The organism is Achromobacter spanius (assembly GCF_002966795.1).
Lineage (GTDB): Bacteria > Pseudomonadota > Gammaproteobacteria > Burkholderiales > Burkholderiaceae_B > Achromobacter > Achromobacter spanius_D.
In genome coordinates, this window is record NZ_CP023270.1 from 1,337,489 (window position 1) to 1,354,182 (window position 16,694).

The 16,694-nt window shown below is 63.6% G+C and carries 14 protein-coding genes; all 14 read left to right on the plus strand.

Annotated features, from left to right (window positions below):
• Positions 1 to 43: 43 nt before the first annotated feature.
• Complete coding sequence (locus tag CLM73_RS05990; protein ID WP_105237723.1) at positions 44 to 670, plus strand: NADH-quinone oxidoreductase subunit C; 627 nt, start codon at positions 44 to 46, stop codon at positions 668 to 670.
• Positions 671 to 673: 3 nt separating this feature from the next.
• Positions 674 to 1,930 carry an NADH-quinone oxidoreductase subunit D gene (locus CLM73_RS05995; RefSeq protein WP_105237724.1) on the plus strand — a complete coding sequence of 419 codons (1,257 nt, stop codon included), beginning with the start codon at positions 674 to 676 and terminating at the stop codon, positions 1,928 to 1,930.
• 47 nt (positions 1,931 to 1,977) lie between these two features.
• Positions 1,978 to 2,472 (plus strand): NADH-quinone oxidoreductase subunit NuoE, encoded by a 495-nt coding sequence (gene nuoE / locus CLM73_RS06000; RefSeq protein WP_105237725.1) that lies wholly within the window; start codon positions 1,978 to 1,980, stop codon positions 2,470 to 2,472.
• A complete protein-coding gene (nuoF, locus tag CLM73_RS06005; protein WP_056568284.1) occupies positions 2,469 to 3,836 on the plus strand; it encodes an NADH-quinone oxidoreductase subunit NuoF in 1,368 nt (455 codons plus the stop codon). Before nuoE ends, nuoF begins: the two co-directional genes overlap by 4 nt.
• Positions 3,837 to 3,851: 15 nt before the next feature.
• Complete coding sequence (gene nuoG, locus CLM73_RS06010) at positions 3,852 to 6,179, plus strand: NADH-quinone oxidoreductase subunit NuoG (RefSeq protein ID WP_105237726.1); 2,328 nt, start codon at positions 3,852 to 3,854, stop codon at positions 6,177 to 6,179.
• Positions 6,179 to 7,252, plus strand: a complete 1,074-nt coding sequence (nuoH, locus tag CLM73_RS06015; protein WP_105237727.1) for an NADH-quinone oxidoreductase subunit NuoH — start codon at positions 6,179 to 6,181, stop codon at positions 7,250 to 7,252. The genes nuoG and nuoH overlap by 1 nt, the downstream gene beginning before the upstream one ends.
• A 20-nt stretch (positions 7,253 to 7,272) precedes the next feature.
• Positions 7,273 to 7,761: an NADH-quinone oxidoreductase subunit NuoI gene (gene nuoI / locus CLM73_RS06020; RefSeq protein ID WP_008161196.1), complete on the plus strand. Its 489-nt coding sequence runs from the start codon at positions 7,273 to 7,275 to the stop codon at positions 7,759 to 7,761.
• 17 nt (positions 7,762 to 7,778) lie between these two features.
• Positions 7,779 to 8,429: an NADH-quinone oxidoreductase subunit J gene (locus tag CLM73_RS06025; RefSeq protein ID WP_105237728.1), complete on the plus strand. Its 651-nt coding sequence runs from the start codon at positions 7,779 to 7,781 to the stop codon at positions 8,427 to 8,429.
• Complete coding sequence (nuoK, locus tag CLM73_RS06030; RefSeq protein ID WP_006217969.1) at positions 8,426 to 8,734, plus strand: NADH-quinone oxidoreductase subunit NuoK; 309 nt, start codon at positions 8,426 to 8,428, stop codon at positions 8,732 to 8,734. The genes CLM73_RS06025 and nuoK overlap by 4 nt, the downstream gene beginning before the upstream one ends.
• Positions 8,735 to 8,751: 17 nt before the next feature.
• Positions 8,752 to 10,797 carry an NADH-quinone oxidoreductase subunit L gene (nuoL, locus tag CLM73_RS06035; RefSeq protein ID WP_105237729.1) on the plus strand — a complete coding sequence of 682 codons (2,046 nt, stop codon included), beginning with the start codon at positions 8,752 to 8,754 and terminating at the stop codon, positions 10,795 to 10,797.
• Positions 10,794 to 12,296, plus strand: coding sequence for an NADH-quinone oxidoreductase subunit M (locus tag CLM73_RS06040; RefSeq protein WP_062840514.1), 1,503 nt, complete (start codon positions 10,794 to 10,796; stop codon positions 12,294 to 12,296). Before nuoL ends, CLM73_RS06040 begins: the two co-directional genes overlap by 4 nt.
• A 9-nt stretch (positions 12,297 to 12,305) precedes the next feature.
• Positions 12,306 to 13,790: an NADH-quinone oxidoreductase subunit NuoN gene (gene nuoN / locus CLM73_RS06045; RefSeq protein WP_105237730.1), complete on the plus strand. Its 1,485-nt coding sequence runs from the start codon at positions 12,306 to 12,308 to the stop codon at positions 13,788 to 13,790.
• Positions 13,791 to 13,805: 15 nt separating this feature from the next.
• Positions 13,806 to 14,135, plus strand: coding sequence for a DUF2818 family protein (locus CLM73_RS06050; RefSeq protein ID WP_105237731.1), 330 nt, complete (start codon positions 13,806 to 13,808; stop codon positions 14,133 to 14,135).
• 292 nt (positions 14,136 to 14,427) lie between these two features.
• Positions 14,428 to 16,689 (plus strand): TonB-dependent receptor, encoded by a 2,262-nt coding sequence (locus CLM73_RS06055; RefSeq protein ID WP_105237732.1) that lies wholly within the window; start codon positions 14,428 to 14,430, stop codon positions 16,687 to 16,689.
• The last annotated feature ends 5 nt before the right edge of the window (positions 16,690 to 16,694 follow it).

Here is a 16,694-nt window from a genome sequence, read left to right on the forward strand (position 1 = left end):
CGGACCTGCGAAACCAGCGTATCGGTTCACCTAAGCGTACAAGATGATGACCAGGCTCGAATCCCTGAAAAACAATTTGCAGACCACCCTCGGCGCGGACATCGCGCTGACCGAGGCGCTGGGCGAGCTGACGCTCGAAGTGCCCGCGGAGCAGTGGTTCTCCGTCTGCAACAAGCTGCGCACCGAAGCCGGCCTGCGCTTTGAAACCTGTATCGACCTCTGCGGCGTCGACTACCTGACCTGGGGCAACGGCACGCGCCAGCTGCCCGAGGAAACCAACGTCCGCATCCACCGCGCGCGTTATGCCGTGGTGGCGCACCTGCTCTCCCTCGAGAACAACTGGCGGCTGCGCGTGCGCACGTGGGCGCCCGACGACGAGTTCCCGATGGTTGCATCGCTGATGGAATGCTGGCCCACGGTCGGCTGGTTCGAACGCGAAGCCTTCGACCTGTACGGCATCGTCTTCGAAGGCCATCCGGACCTGCGCCGCATCCTCACCGACTACGGTTTCATCGGCCATCCGTTCCGCAAGGACTTCCCGCTGTCGGGCACCGTCGAAATGCGCTACGACCCCGAGCAACGGCGCGTCATTTACCAGCCGGTCACGATCGATCCGCGCGAGATCACCCCGCGCGTGGTGCGCGAAGACACCTACGGCATGGGGCGTTGAATCATGGCAGACATCAAGAACTACACCCTGAACTTCGGTCCTCAACACCCGGCCGCGCACGGTGTGCTGCGCCTGGTGCTCGAGCTTGACGGCGAAGTCATCCAGCGCGCCGATCCGCACATCGGCCTGCTGCACCGTGCCACCGAAAAGCTGGCCGAGCACAAGACCTACATCCAGGCGCTGCCCTACATGGACCGCCTGGACTACGTGTCCATGATGTGCAACGAGCACGCCTACGTCATGGCCATCGAAAAGCTGCTGGGCGTCGAAGCCCCGCTGCGCGCGCAGTACATCCGCGTGATGTTCGATGAAATCACGCGTCTGCTGAATCACCTGATGTCGCTGGGCTCGCACGCCCTCGACGTGGGCGCCATGGCGGTGTTCCTGTACGCCTTCCGTGAACGCGAAGACCTGATGGACTGCTACGAAGCGGTCTCGGGCGCGCGCATGCACGCGGCCTACTACCGTCCGGGCGGCGTCTACCGCGACCTGCCGGATTCCATGCCGCAGTACGGCGACTCCAGCAAGTTCCGTGGCGACAAGGAAATGCGCGTCATGAACGACGCACGTTCGGGCTCGCTGCTGGACTTCATCGAAGACTTCACCAACCGCTTCCCGGCCTGCGTCGACGAGTACGAAACGCTGCTCACCGACAACCGCATCTGGAAGCAGCGTCTGGTGGGCATCGGCGTGGTCGATCCCGATCGCGCCAAGGCGCTGGGCTTCACCGGCCCGATGCTGCGTGGCTCGGGCGTCGCCTGGGATCTGCGCAAGATGCAGCCCTACGAAGTCTACGACCTGCTTGATTTCGACATCCCCGTGGGTGTCAACGGCGACTGCTACGACCGCTATCTGGTCCGCATCGCCGAGATGCGCCAAAGCAATCGCATCATCCGCCAGTGCGTGGAATGGCTGCGCAACAATCCCGGCCCGGTCATGATCGAGAATCACAAGATCGCCCCGCCGTCGCGTACCGCCATGAAGACCAACATGGAAGAGCTGATCCATCACTTCAAGCTCTTCACTGAAGGTTTCCACGTGCCCCCGGGCGAAGCGTTTGCCTCGGTCGAGCATCCGAAGGGCGAATTCGGCATCTATCTGGTGTCCGACGGCGCCAACAAGCCTTACCGCCTGAAGATTCGGGCCCCCGGCTTTGTCCACCTGCAAGCGCTGGATGAAATGTCGCGCGGCCACATGATCGCCGACGCCGTCACCATCATTGGCACGCAGGACATCGTTTTCGGCGAGATCGATCGCTGATCCGCCCAGACAGTCACGAGCACGCCCGCATAACCCGGATTCAAACTATGCTGCTTTCCGAACAGGCCTACCAGAAAATCGACCGTGAACTGGCCAAGTTCCCGGCCGACCAGCGGCAGTCCGCCATCATGGCCTCGCTTGCCATCGCGCAAGAAGAGAAGGGCTGGTTGGCTACCGAAGTCATCGAAGACGTGGCCAAGTACATTGGCGTTCCGCCCATCGCGGTCCAGGAAGTCGCCACGTTCTACAACATGTTCGACGTCAAACCCGTCGGCAAGAACAAGATCGCCGTCTGCACGAACCTGCCCTGTGCCTTGCGCGACGGCGACCGTGCCGGCGAATACCTCAAGCGCAAGTTGGGCGTCGACTATCGCCAGACCACCGAAGACGGCCAGTTCACGCTGGTCGAAGGCGAGTGCATGGGCGCCTGCGGCGACTCCCCCGTGCTGATCGTGAACAACAAGCATATGTGCGTGCGCATGACCGACGAGAAGCTGGACGCGCTGGTCGCGGCCCTCAAGCAGCAAGGAGAGTCGGCATGAATGCGCCTGACCTGTACAAGCAGTTCGCGCAGGGGCTCGATCCCGATCCCCTGAACGACCTGTCCAACTCGATGGCCCTGCACGGTCGCCACCTGCAACCGCAGATCATGGCGGACGTCGACGGCGCCAACTGGCGCCTGGCCGACTACGTCAAGCGCGGCGGCTACGAAGCCCTGAAGAAGATCCTGACCACCGGCATGAAGCCGGAAGACGTGATCGCCGAAGTCAAGGCGTCGGGTCTGCGCGGCCGTGGCGGCGCGGGCTTCCCGACCGGCCTGAAGTGGAGCTTCATGCCGCGCGCCTTCCCGGGCCAGAAGTACCTCGTCTGCAACTCCGACGAAGGCGAGCCCGGCACGTTCAAGGACCGCGACATCCTGCGCTTCAATCCGCACATCGTGATTGAAGGCATGGCGATCGCGGCCTACGCCATGGGCATCAGCGTCGGCTACAACTACATCCACGGCGAAATCTTCGAAGTCTACGAGCGCTTCGAAGAGGCCCTCGAAGAGGCGCGTGCCGCCGGCTTCCTGGGCGACCGCCTGTTCGGTTCCGACTTCAGCTTCCAGCTTCACGCTTTCCACGGTTACGGCGCCTACATCTGCGGCGAAGAAACCGCGCTGCTGGAATCGCTGGAAGGCAAGAAGGGCCAGCCGCGCTTCAAGCCGCCGTTCCCGGCCAGCTTCGGCCTGTACGGCAAGCCCACCACCATCAACAACACGGAAACGTTCGCGGCGGTGCCGTGGATCATCCGCAACGGCGGCCAGGCCTACCTGGAAGTCGGCAAGCCGAACAACGGCGGCACCAAGCTGTTCTCGATCACCGGCGACGTCGAGCGTCCCGGCAACTACGAGATCCCGCTGGGCACCCCGTTCTCGACCCTGCTGGAGCTGGCGGGCGGCATGCGCGGCGGCAAGAAGCTGAAGGCGGTCATCCCCGGCGGCTCGAGCGCCCCGGTCCTGCCCGCCGACATCATGATGGAATGCACGATGGACTATGACTCCATCGCCAAGGCCGGCTCGATGCTCGGCTCGGGCGCTGTGATCGTCATGGACGAGACGCGCTGCATGGTGAAGTCGCTGCTGCGTCTGTCGTACTTCTATTTCGAGGAAAGCTGCGGCCAGTGCACGCCGTGCCGCGAAGGCACCGGCTGGCTCTACCGCATGGTGCACCGCATCGAAAACGGTCAAGGCCGTCCGGAAGATCTGGAGCTGCTGGACAACGTGGCCCTCAACATCATGGGCCGCACCATCTGCGCCCTCGGTGACGCCGCCGCCATGCCCGTCCGTGGCTTCCTCAAGCATTTTCGCGACGAATTCGCGCACCACATCGAGCACAAGTCTTGTGTGGTCCCGCAATATCTGTAGGTCTCAGGAACAGCAATGGTTGAACTAACCGTCGACGGCAACAAGGTCGAAGTGCCCGAAGGCAGCATGGTCATGCATGCCGCCCAGAAAGTCGGGCTTTACGTGCCGCATTTCTGCTACCACAAGAAACTGTCCATCGCGGCGAACTGCCGGATGTGCCTGGTTGAAGTGGAAAAAGCGCCCAAGGCGCTGCCCGCCTGCGCCACGCCCGTGACCAACGGCATGGTCGTCCACACCTGCTCGGAGAAGGCTCGCGCCGCTCAGAAGTCGGTGATGGAATTCTTGCTCATCAATCACCCCCTCGACTGCCCGATCTGCGATCAGGGCGGCGAATGCCAGCTGCAGGATCTGGCCGTGGGCTACGGCGGTTCTTCCTCGCGTTACCAGGAAGAAAAACGCGTCGTGTTCCACAAGGACCTGGGTCCGCTGGTTTCCGCCGAGGAAATGTCGCGTTGCATCCACTGCACCCGCTGCGTGCGCTTCGGCCAGGAAATCGCCGGCGTCATGGAACTGGGCATGCTGGGCCGTGGCGAACACTCCGAAATCACCACCTTCGTGGGCCGCTCGATCGAGTCCGAACTGTCGGGCAACATGATCGACATCTGTCCGGTGGGCGCGCTGACCTCCAAGCCCTTCCGTTACAGCGCCCGCACCTGGGAACTGGCTCGCCGCCGTTCGGTCAGCCCGCACGACAGCCTGGGCGCCAACCTGGTCGTCCAGGTCAAGGGCGACCGCGTGATGCGCGTGGTCCCGTTCGAAGACGAAGCCGTCAACGAATGCTGGATCAGCGACCGCGATCGCTTCTCGTACGAAGGCCTGAACAGCGACGACCGTCTGTCCGCTCCGATGATCAAGGGCGCCGACGGCAAGTGGCAGGAAGCCTCGTGGGCCGACGCCCTGCAGGCCGTGGCCCAAGGCCTGTCGCGCGTGCGTGACAGCTTCGGCGCCGGCCAGATCGGCGCGCTGGCATCCGAATACGCCACCACCGAGGAATACTCGCTGCTGGGCCGCCTGGTCCGCTCGCTGGGTTCCGAGAACATCGACTTCCGTCTGCGCCAGACCGACCCGGCCTTCGACGCCGCGCTTACCGGCGCGCCGTGGCTGGGCATGCCCATCGCCGAACTCGACAACCTGGACCGCGTCCTGGTCGTCGGCTCGTTCCTGCGCAAGGATCATCCGCTGATGGCCCAGCGCCTGCGCCAGGCCGCCAAGCGCGGCACGCAGATCCTGATGGTCGACAGCGCCGCCGACGATCCCCTGATGCCCGTCACCGCGCGCATCACCGTGGCCCCGTCGGAACTGGCGCGCGCGCTGGCCGAAGTGGCCGTCGCGCTGGCCCAGACCAAGGAACAGGCCGTGCCGGCCGAATTCGCCTCGGTCACGCCGGGCGAAAACGCCAAGCTCATCGCCGCCAGCCTTGCCTCGGGCGCCAATACGGCCGTCCTGATGGGCAACCTGGCTGTCGCCAGCGCGCAGGCCACCACGCTGGCCGCCAACGGCCGCGCCGTGGCTGACCTGTCCGGCGGCAAGTTCGGCTTCCTGACCTCGGGCGGCAACACGGTCGGCGGTTACCTCGCCGGCGCCATTCCGGGCAAGGGCGGCAAGACCGCCGCGGCCATGCTCGCCGAACCGCTCAAGGCCTACATCGTCCTTCACGCCGAACCGCTGCTCGACGCCGACAACGGCCAGCAAGCCATCGCCGCGCTGCGCGGCGCGCAGTTCGCCGTCGCGCTGACGCCTTACCGTTCGGCCGCTGCCGAATGGGCCGACGTGATGCTGCCGGTGTCGCCGTTCACGGAAACCTCGGGCACGTTCGTCAACGCCCAAGGCCTGGCCCAGAGTTTCAAGGGCACGGTCACGCCGTTCGGCCAGACCCGTCCGGGCTGGAAGGTCCTGCGCGTGCTGGGCAACGTCCTGCACCTGGCCGGCTTTGACGACGAGACCTCCGAGTCCGTGCGCGATGCCGTGCTGGCAAGCGGCGTTGAAGGCCGCCTGTCCAACGACGTCAAGGCTCCGCTGGGCCTCGGCCAGGCCATCACCGGCCTGGAGCGCGTCGCCGATGTGCCGATCTACCGCACCGACGCCATGGTGCGCCGCTCGGAACCGCTGCAGGCCGCACCGGCTTCGAAGAAGCCCGCCGCCGCCATGAACGGCCGCACCCTCACCAGCCTGGGCCTGACGGCCGGGGTCAAGGTGCGCGTGTCGGCCGGGCAGGGCGCCGTCGAACTGGAAACCGTGCAGGATGATGCCGTGGCCGATCGCGCCGTGCGCATTTCCGCCGCCTTCGAAACTACCGCTGCCCTGGGTGGCGCATTTGGTCAAATCAGCGTGGAGCGTGCCTGATGGAATGGCTCAATGTTCTTGAAAGCCACGGTCAGGCATTGCTGGGTCCGACGGTCTGGATGGTCCTCTGGACCCTCGTCAAGATCGTCATCATTGCGGTGCCCATCATCCTGTGCGTGGCCTACCTGACGTACTGGGAACGCAAGATGATCGGCGCCATGCACGTGCGCATGGGTCCGAACCGCGTCGGTTTCAAGGGGCTGCTGCAGCCGTTTGCCGACGTCTTCAAGCTGCTGACCAAGGAAGTCGTGGTCCCCAGCCAGGCCAACAAGGTGCTGTTCATCGTGGCCCCCGTGGTCACGCTGATGCCCGCGCTGGCGGCCTGGGCTGTCGTGCCCTTCGGTCCCGACGTCGTGCTGGCCAACGTCAACGCCGGCCTGCTGTACATCATGGCCATCACGTCCATCGGCGTGTACGGCGTGATCGTCGCCGGCTGGGCGTCCAACTCCAAGTACGCGTTCCTGGGCGCGCTGCGCGCCTCGGCCCAGATGCTGTCGTATGAACTGGCCATCGGCTTCGTGCTGGTGACGGTGCTGCTGGTGTCGGGCAGCCTGAACATGTCCGAGATCGTCAACGTGCAGAACCGCGGCTGGTTTGCCGAAAAGGGCCTGACGTTCATGTCCTGGAACTGGCTGCCGCTGTTGCCGCTGTTCGTGATCTACGTGATCTCGGCCGTCGCCGAAACCAACCGTCACCCGTTTGACGTCGTGGAAGGCGAATCCGAAATCGTGGCCGGCCACATGGTCGAGTACTCGGGCATGGCCTTCGCGCTGTTCTTCCTGGGCGAATACGCCAACATGATCCTGCTGTCGTGCATGGCATCGATCATGTTCCTGGGCGGCTGGGCTTCCCCGATCGATATCGTGCCGCTGACCTGGATTCCGGGTTGGATCTGGCTGGGTCTCAAGACGTTCTTCGTGGTCTCGTTGTTTGTGTGGTTCCGGGCTTCGTTCCCGCGCTACCGCTATGACCAGATCATGCGTTTGGGTTGGAAAATCTTCATCCCGCTGACCGGCGTCTGGCTGGTCGTGGTGGCGATCTGGATGCAGACGCCCTGGAACATTTGGCGCTAAGCGCCAAGCAGAGGCAGGATATGGAAGCGATCAAGGATTTCTTCGGCAGTCTGATGCTGACCGAGTTGCTCAAGGGCATGCGCCTGACGGGCAAGTATTTTTTCAAGCGCAAGGTCACCTTGCGTTATCCCCAGGAAAAGACCCCTGCGTCGCCGCGTTTCCGCGGCCTGCACGCCCTGCGCCGCTACCCCAACGGGGAAGAGCGCTGCATCGCGTGCAAGCTGTGCGAAGCCGTGTGCCCGGCGCTGGCGATCACGATCGAGTCGGACCAGCGAGACGACGGCACCCGCCGCACGACGCGTTACGACATCGATCTGACCAAATGCATTTTCTGCGGCTTCTGTGAGGAAAGCTGCCCCGTGGACTCCATCGTGGAAACGCACATCCACGAATACCACGGCGAAAAGCGCGGCGACCTGTATTTCACCAAAGACATGCTGCTCGCCGTGGGCGACCGCTACGAAGCCGACATCGCCCGCCGCCGGGCCGAAGACGCGCCTTACCGCTGAAGCCCAGGGTCTGATCCATGACTTTTACCACTGTCCTTTTCTACATACTGGCCGCCGTGCTGGTGATCGCGGCGTTCCGCGTGATCACCGCGCGCAGCGCGGTCACCGCCGTTCTGCACCTGATCCTGGCGTTTGCCAACGCGGCCATGCTCTGGATGCTGCTGGGCGCCGAGTTCCTCGCGCTGCTGCTGGTGCTGGTGTACGTGGGCGCCGTGATGGTGCTTTTCCTCTTCGTCGTGATGATGCTCGACATCCGGATGGACACCCTGCGCCAGGGCATGAAGACCTATCTGCCGCTCGGCCTGGTCATCGGCCTGGTCCTCGTGCTGGAAGTGTCCTTCGTGCTGGGCTCCATCTGGTACGGTTCCGGTCCGCAGGCGCAGCTCCCCGCCGACTACAACAACGCCCGCGCGCTCGGCGAAGCGATGTACACGCAGTACATCTATGCGGTTGAAGTTGGCGCCGCGCTGCTGCTGGTCGGCATGGTTGCCGCGATCGCGCTGACCCTGCGCCGCCGCCGCGACGTGAAGTACAACGACCCGGTCGCCGCAGTCCGCGTGCGTTCGAAGGACCGCTTCCGCATGGTGAGCATGCCCGCCCAGAGCGAGCGCGCCCAGGCCAAGCGTGACGCCTCGAACGGTGCCGCGCCCCAAGGAGAAAAACAATGACGCTGACGCTGGCCCACTATCTGATCCTTGGCGCGATCCTGTTCGCGATCGGGATCTTCGGCATCTTCCTGAACCGCCGCAACCTGATCATTCTCCTGATGTCCATCGAGCTCGTGCTCCTGGCCGTCAACATGAACTTCGTGGCGTTCTCCAGCTGGTTCGGCGACACCGCCGGCCAGGTGTTCGTGTTCTTCATCCTGACCGTGGCCGCCGCTGAAGCGGCGATCGGCCTGGCCATCTTGGTGCTGCTGTTCCGCAACCTGAACACGATCAACGTTGACGAACTCGATCGCCTGAAGGGCTGACGGGGTATTGGAAGAAAATGTCTAGCTCACCCAATCTCTACCTGCTCATCGCGCTGGCGCCGCTGGCCGGAGCAATTCTCGCGGGCCTCTTCGGCACCGGGTTCCTCGGCCGGCCCATCGGCCGCCGCGCCTCGCACGTCATCACCATCCTGGGCGTGCTCATCTCCGCCATCGGTTCGGTGGTGGTGCTGGGCGACGTGCTGAATGGCCTGCGTTTCGACGGCGCCGTCTACACCTGGAGCCTCATCGGCCAGACCAAGCTGGAAATCGGCTTCCTGATCGATCCGCTGTCGGCCATGATGATGGTCGTCGTGACTTCCGTGTCGCTGATGGTGCACATCTACACCATCGGCTACATGGCTGACGATCCCGGCTATCAGCGCTTCTTCTCGTACATCTCGCTGTTCACGTTCTCCATGCTGATGCTGGTGATGTCGAACAACATGGTGCAGCTGTTCTTCGGCTGGGAAGCGGTGGGTCTGGTGTCGTACCTGCTGATCGGTTTCTGGTACACCCGTCCGACGGCGATCTTCGCCAACATGAAGGCGTTCCTGATCAACCGCGTCGGCGACTTCGGTTTCGTGCTCGGCATCGGCCTGCTGTTCGCCTACGCCGGCACCATGCACTACGGTGAAGTCTTCGCGCAGGCCGACAAGCTGGCCGCCATGAAGCTGCCCGGTTCCGACTGGATGCTGCTGACCGTCGCGTGTATCTGCCTGTTCATCGGCGCCATGGGTAAATCGGCCCAGGTTCCGCTGCACGCCTGGCTGCCCGACTCGATGGAAGGCCCGACCCCGATCTCCGCGCTGATCCACGCCGCCACCATGGTGACGGCCGGCATCTTCATGGTCGCGCGTTTCTCGCCGCTGTTCGAACTGTCGGACACCGCGCTGTCGTTCATCATCGTGATCGGCGCCATCGGCGCGCTGTTCCTGGGCATCCTGGGCATAATCCAGAACGACATCAAGCGCGTCGTCGCGTACTCCACGCTGTCGCAGCTGGGTTACATGACCGTGGCGCTGGGTGCGTCGGCCTACTCGGTCGCGATCTTCCACCTGATGACCCACGCATTCTTCAAGGCGCTGCTGTTCCTGGGCGCGGGTTCGGTCATCATCGGCATGCACCACGACCAGGACATCCGCAACATGGGCGGCCTGCGCAAGTACATGCCCATTACCTGGATCACCTTCCTGCTGGGCACGCTGGCCCTCGTCGGCACGCCGTTCTTCTCGGGTTTCTACTCGAAGGAAAACATCATCGAAGCCGCCGGCCAGGCCAACGTCTGGGGCGCGAGCTTTGCCTACTATGCCGTCCTGATCGGCGTGTTCGTCACCTCGCTGTACTCGTTCCGCGTGTACTTCCTGGTCTTCCACGGCAAGGAACGCTTCGACACCAGCGATCACGGCCACGGTCACGGCCACGACGCGCATGGTCATGACGACCATGGCCACGACGACCATGGCCACGGCCATCACGGCGGCAAGCCGCACGAGTCGCCCTGGGTGGTCACGCTGCCGCTGATCCTGCTGGCGATTCCGTCGGTGTTCGTCGGCGCGTGGGCGGTCGATCCCATGCTGTTCGGCAAGTTCTTCGACGGCGTCATCAAGGTCCTGCCGCAGCAGCATCCCGCGATGCACGTGCTGAGCGAGGAATGGCACGGCTGGGTCGCCTATGGCCTGCATGCCTTCCAGACGCTGCCGTTCTGGCTGGTCGTGGCTGGTTTCGTGATCTCCTGGTACTGCTACCTGATCAACCCGAAGGTGCCGGCCGCCATCAAGGCCAACCTGTCGGGCGTGAACAAGATCCTCGAGAACAAGTACTACGTCGACTGGGTCAACGAGCAGATCATCGCGCGCGGTTTGCGCTGCCTGGGCCGCGGCCTGTGGCAGACCGGTGATCGAGGCATTATCGACGGCATCCTGATCAACGGCAGCGCCCGTGTCGTGGGCTGGGTGGCAGCCATCAGCCGCCACCTGCAGTCCGGCTTCATCTATCACTACGCGTTCGCAATGATCATCGGCGTCATGGCGCTGGTGACTTTCTTTGTGCTGATTCCCCAATGATGGCAAGCGAGATGGCATCCAACACTTTTCCCTGGCTCACGCTTGCGATCTTTGTCCCGATCGTATTCGGCCTGCTGGTGCTGGCGGTGGGCCGTGACGACCGTCCCGGCCTGACGCGCGGCCTGTCGCTCGTCGGCTCGATCGCCGGCTTCCTGGTCACGATTCCGCTCTACACCGGTTTTGATTCCTCCACGGCCGCCATGCAGTTCGTGGAGAAGGCCTCCTGGATCGAGGCCTTCAACGTCAATTACCACCTGGGCATCGACGGCATTTCGATGTGGTTCGTGCTCCTGACCGCGTTCATCACCATCATCGTGGTGCTGGCCGGCTGGGAAGTGATCACCAGCCGCGTCGCGCAATACATGGCCGCCTTCCTGATCCTCTCGGGTCTGATGGTGGGCGTGTTCTGCGCGCTGGACGGCATGCTGTTCTACGTGTTCTTCGAAGCCACGCTGATTCCGATGTACATCATCATCGGTGTCTGGGGCGGCGGGAATCGCGTGTACGCGGCGTTCAAGTTCTTCCTGTACACCCTGATGGGTTCGCTGCTGACGCTGATCGCGTTCGTCTACCTCTGGAATGTCTCGGGCGGTTCGTTCGACATCCTGACGTGGCAGCAGACCAAGCTGGGCTACACGCCGCAGATCCTGATCTTCGTGGCGCTGCTGGCTGCGTTTGCCGTGAAGGTGCCGATGTGGCCGGTCCACACGTGGTTGCCGGACGCCCACGTGGAAGCGCCCACGGGCGGCTCCATCGTGCTGGCCGCCATCATGCTGAAGCTGGGCGCCTACGGCTTCCTGCGCTTCTCGCTGCCGATCGCGCCTGACGCCTCGCACAGCCTGGCCGGCCTGATGATCACGCTGTCGCTGATCGCCGTGATCTACATCGGCCTGGTTGCAATCGTCCAGGAAGACATGAAAAAGCTGGTGGCCTATTCGTCGGTCGCCCACATGGGCTTCGTCACGCTGGGCTTCTTCATCTTCAACACGGCTGGCGTCGAAGGCGCCATCGTGCAGATGATCTCGCACGGCTTCGTGTCGGGCGCCATGTTCATGTGTATCGGCGTGCTCTATGACCGCATGCACTCGCGCCGCATCGCCGACTACGGCGGCGTGGTCAACGTGATGCCGCGTTTTGCCACGTTCTTCATCCTGTTCTCGATGGCCAACAGCGGCCTGCCGGCCACCAGCGGTTTCGTCGGCGAATTCATGGTGATCATGGGCGCGGTCGAGCACAACTTCTGGATCGGCCTGCTGGCAGCCACGGCTCTGATCCTGGGCGCGGCGTATTCGCTGTGGATGGTCAAGCGCGTCGTCCTGGGCGATGTCGCCAACGACCACGTGCGCGAGCTGACCGATATCAATCGCCGCGAATTCGTGATTCTTGGCGTGATGGCGATCGCCGTGTTGTACATGGGGATCTATCCCAAGCCCTTTACCGACGTGATGCACGTGTCGGTCGAGGCCCTGCTGCAACACGTTGCCGTCTCGAAACTGTAAGACAAGACAATGATGCAATCCCAAATCGATTTCGCCTTGGCGACACCGGAAATCCTTCTGCTGATTTTCGGCCTGGCTATCCTGCTCGTCGACGCGGTCAGCAATCACCCCGAGCGTAAGCCGACGTTCCTGCTGACCATGCTTGCCCTGGGCGTGCTGACCGTCGTGTCGGCCGTGCAGTGGAAGAACGGCGTGGCTGGCTCGACGTTCAACGGTCTGTATGTCACGGACGAGCTGTCGCACCTGCTGAAGATCGCCTCGTATCTTGCCGTCGGCGTAACGCTGATCTATGGCCGCGTGTATGCGCAGGTCCGCGACATGATGCGTGGCGGCGAGCTCTACGTGCTGACGCTGTTTGCGCTGTTGGGCCAGATGGTCATGATCTCCTCCGGGAACCTGATCTCGATCTACCTGGGCCTGGAGCTGATGTCGCTGGCGCTGTACGCGCTGATCGCCCTGCGCCGTGACAACGTCGTGGCCACCGAAGCCGCCATGAAGTACTTCGTGCTGGGCGCGCTGGCCTCGGGCTTCCTGCTGTATGGCATGTCCATGATCTACGGCGCAACGGGCCACCTGGACCTGACCGAAGTGTCCAACGTCATCGCCGCCGGCAAGGCCGAGAAGATGGCGCTGGTGTTCGGCATCGTGTTCCTGGTGTCGGGTCTGGCGTTCAAGCTGGGCGCCGTGCCGTTCCACATGTGGGTGCCGGACGTCTACCAAGGCTCGCCGACCGCCGTCACGCTGATCCTGGGCGGCGCGCCCAAGCTGGCCGCCTTTGCGATCACGCTGCGTCTGCTGGTGGATGGCCTGCACGGTCTGGCCACCGACTGGCAGCCGATGCTGATGATTCTGGCCGTGCTGTCGCTGGCCATCGGCAACCTGACCGCCATTGCGCAGACCAACTTCAAGCGCATGCTGGCGTACTCGACCATCTCGCACATGGGCTTTGTCCTGCTGGGCCTGATGTCGGGTTCGGTGGCCGGCAAGCCGGAACTGTCGTCGGCCGCCTATGGCGCCTCGCTGTTCTACATGCTGACCTACGTGCTGACCACGCTTGCCAGCTTCGGCATCGTGCTGCTGCTGTCGCGCCAGGGCTTCGAGTGCGAGCACATCGACGACCTGAAGGGCCTGAACCGCCGCAGCCCGTGGCATGCCGCCATCGTGCTGCTGCTGATGTTCTCGCTGGCCGGCATTCCGCCGCTGGTGGGCTTCTATGCCAAGCTGGCCGTGCTGCAGGCGCTGATCTCCGCGGGTCATGTCACGCTGGCCGTGGTGGCGGTGCTGTTCTCGCTGATCGGCGCCTTCTACTACCTGCGTGTGGTCAAGGTCGTCTACTTCGACGAGCCGGCGGCCGACGCTGCCCCGATGGTGGCCACGGCCGGCCAACGCGGCGTGCTGTCGATCAACGGCGCCCTGATCCTGGTGCTGGGTCTGTTGCCCGGTGGCTTGATGGCGCTGTGCGTGCAGGCCATCCGCTCGTCGCTGACCCTTTAAGGACGGATAGCGGCCATGAACCAGACACTGGCGGTATGGCTGTTGATCGCGCTGGCGCTTGTCAGCGCGAATCTTCCCTTCCTGACCGAGCGCGTTTTTGCCGTGCTGCCCTGGAAGCAGGGCGGGGCGGCGGCGGTCAAGCCGTTCTGGATGCGCCTGATCGAAGTGCTGGTGTTCTATGCCATCGTCGGCGCGCTGGGTTTTGCGTTCGAGTCCACGCTGGGCAACCGCTTTGCCCAGACCTGGGAGTTCTACGCGATCACGCTCAGCCTGTTTCTGGTGCTGGCCTATCCCGGGTTTGTGTACCGGTATCTGTTCAAGCGGCATCCGCGTCTGCGGACCTGAAGACGCAGCGGCCCGCCCGCGCATCGATGTGCCAAGACGCCCCGACCGGGGCGTTTTTTTATGCCCGCAGCCACGCGAGGATCGGGCTTGCCTCGAACAAAAATCGCATGCAATCCGGCCCTTTTTTGGCTTCTGATCCGTCCTGTATTTTGCGCAAAATCAAAGCTGTTGTTTTTTTATCCTTTTGATTTGCAATGGCCTTTCATTCAGGTTTCATTCAGTGCCTCCGTTCAGAATCGCAAACGACAAAAAAAGCAAGAATCGTTGTTATTTACGTTCTGGAGAAGTCCGCTTGAAGCCTCAAGATTCGTATTCGCTGAATACGCTCGCCACCTCGCTGGCCGCCGCCATTGCCGCGCCCGCGTTGTTCGTCAGCCCCTATGCAGCAGCCCAGTCCGCCGACGCCGGCGTGACGCAGCTGTCACCCGTCCGCATCGAGGGCGAAAGCTCGTCGTACCAGACCTCGACCGCGCAGTCGCCCAAGATGACGGCGCCTTTGCTGGACACCCCGCGCACGGTGCAGGTCGTGCCGCAGCAGGTGATCCAGGACCAGGCTGCGTCCACGCTGCAGGACGTGTTGCGCAATTCGCCGGGCATCACGTTCGGCGCCGGTGAAGGCGGCCGTCCGGGCGGCGACCTGCCGATCATCCGCGGCCAGAATTCCGCCGGCAGCATTTTCCTGGACGGCATCCGAGACAGCAGCACCCAGGTGCGCGATACGTTCAACCTGGAGCAGGTCGAGATCATCAAGGGCCCGGATTCGGTGTATTCCGGCCGGGGCGGCGCGGGCGGCAGCATCAACATGGTGAGCAAGGCGCCCAAGGCCACGGACTTCACCGAAGCCACCGCGCAGATCGGCACGGACAACAACTACCGCGCCACCATCGACAGCAACTGGCGCCTGGGCGAGAAGGCGGCGTTCCGTCTGAACGTGATGGGCAACAAGGGCGACACGCCGGGCCGCGACGACGCCGTGGACTTCGAGCGCTGGGGCGTTGCACCGTCGCTGATGCTGGGCGTGGGCACGCCGACGCGCATCACGCTGAGCTACTACCACTACCAGGACGACAGCATGCCCGACTACTCCATTCCGTATGACCCGAAGTCGGGCCAGCCGGTGACGGAGACGATGGGCGTGAGCCGCAAGTCGTTCTATGGCCTGACCGGCCGCGACTTCATGAAGACGCGCGATGACGTCGCCACGGTGGACTTCCAGCACGACTTCTCCGACAAGCTGCAGCTGCGCAACGTGACGCGCTATGGCCGCGGCACGACCGACTTTGCGGCGACCAATCCCGACGACAGCAAGGGCAACATCCCGAACGGGCTGGTGTACCGCGCGCTCAAGTCCGGCTACTACGTCACCAAGACGTTCGCCAACCAGACGGACCTGACCGGCGAATTCGAGACCGGCAGCCTGAAGCATTCGTTCGACCTGGGCTTCGAGTACAGCAACATCAAGCAGGACAAGGACGGCTACACGCAGTCGATCGCCCGCGGTCCGATGAACTGCAAGGTGAGCGGCACCGACCTGTCGAACCCGGCGCTGTGCACGTCGTTGTGGGATCCGAATCCCCACGACGACTACACCGGCAGGCTGACCCGCAACGGCAATCCAGCCGTCTACAACACGGACACGCTGGCGCTCTACGGCTTTGACACCATCAAGTTCAACGAGCAGTGGCAGGCCAGCCTGGGCGCGCGCTGGGACAACTACCGCACCAGCGGCAGCAACATCGCGCGCGGCCGTAGCGATCCGGCCAGCACCCCCGCGTTCTACAGCACGAGCCGCGAGGACAATCTCTTCAACTACCAGGTTGGCCTGGCGTACAAGCCGGTGCCCAACGGCACCATCTACGCCACGTACGGCACCTCGTCCACGCCGTCCGCTATTGCCGGCGGCGCGATCAGCGATGCGACGTCGTTGTCGACGTCCTCGCTGGAGCCGGAAAAGAGCCGCACGGTGGAACTGGGCACGAAGTGGCAGGTGTTCGACGACAAGCTGACGCTGTCGGCCGCGGCTTTCCAGGACATTCGCAAGAACACCAGCGTGGCCGTGTCGGCGACCGAGGTGGCGCAGGTGGGCGAAGCCAAGGTGCGCGGCATCGAACTCGGCTTCTCGGGCGCCATCACGCCGAAGTGGAACGTGTTCGGCGGCTACACCTTCATGGACAGCGAAATGACCAAGGGCGCTTACAACAGCGGCGCCGTCGGCCAGGACCTGCCCAACACGCCGCGTAACGCCTTCAGCCTGTGGACGACCTACAAGGTCCTGCCCAAGCTGACGGTCGGCGGCGGCGCGTATTACGTCGACAAGGTGTACGGCAACTCGGACGCCACGAAGAACGCCGACGGCTCGCCCAAGGCGCGCTGGGTGCCGTCGTACTGGCGCTTTGACGCGATGGCCGGCTACGAATTCAACGAGCACTTCTCGGCGCAGTTGAACGTGCTGAACATCTTCGATGAGACGTACTACACCAAGGCTTACGCCGCGCACTATGCGGCGCTGGGCACGGGCCGGGCGGCGCTGCTGTCGCTGCGCGTGCGATACTGATCAAG

Bases quoted from the DNA above. Each gene is read 5' to 3' on its own strand.
- CLM73_RS05990 (WP_105237723.1), top strand. From the start codon at position 44: ATGATGACCAGGCTCGAATCCCTGAAAAACAATTTGCAGACCACCCTC.
- CLM73_RS05995 (WP_105237724.1), top strand. From the start codon at position 674: ATGGCAGACATCAAGAACTACACCCTGAACTTCGGTCCTCAACACCCG.
- nuoE (WP_105237725.1), top strand. From the start codon at position 1,978: ATGCTGCTTTCCGAACAGGCCTACCAGAAAATCGACCGTGAACTGGCC.
- nuoF (WP_056568284.1), top strand. From the start codon at position 2,469: ATGAATGCGCCTGACCTGTACAAGCAGTTCGCGCAGGGGCTCGATCCC.
- nuoG (WP_105237726.1), top strand. From the start codon at position 3,852: ATGGTTGAACTAACCGTCGACGGCAACAAGGTCGAAGTGCCCGAAGGC.
- nuoH (WP_105237727.1), top strand. From the start codon at position 6,179: ATGGAATGGCTCAATGTTCTTGAAAGCCACGGTCAGGCATTGCTGGGT.
- nuoI (WP_008161196.1), top strand. From the start codon at position 7,273: ATGGAAGCGATCAAGGATTTCTTCGGCAGTCTGATGCTGACCGAGTTG.
- CLM73_RS06025 (WP_105237728.1), top strand. From the start codon at position 7,779: ATGACTTTTACCACTGTCCTTTTCTACATACTGGCCGCCGTGCTGGTG.
- nuoK (WP_006217969.1), top strand. From the start codon at position 8,426: ATGACGCTGACGCTGGCCCACTATCTGATCCTTGGCGCGATCCTGTTC.
- nuoL (WP_105237729.1), top strand. From the start codon at position 8,752: ATGTCTAGCTCACCCAATCTCTACCTGCTCATCGCGCTGGCGCCGCTG.
- CLM73_RS06040 (WP_062840514.1), top strand. From the start codon at position 10,794: ATGATGGCAAGCGAGATGGCATCCAACACTTTTCCCTGGCTCACGCTT.
- nuoN (WP_105237730.1), top strand. From the start codon at position 12,306: ATGATGCAATCCCAAATCGATTTCGCCTTGGCGACACCGGAAATCCTT.
- CLM73_RS06050 (WP_105237731.1), top strand. From the start codon at position 13,806: ATGAACCAGACACTGGCGGTATGGCTGTTGATCGCGCTGGCGCTTGTC.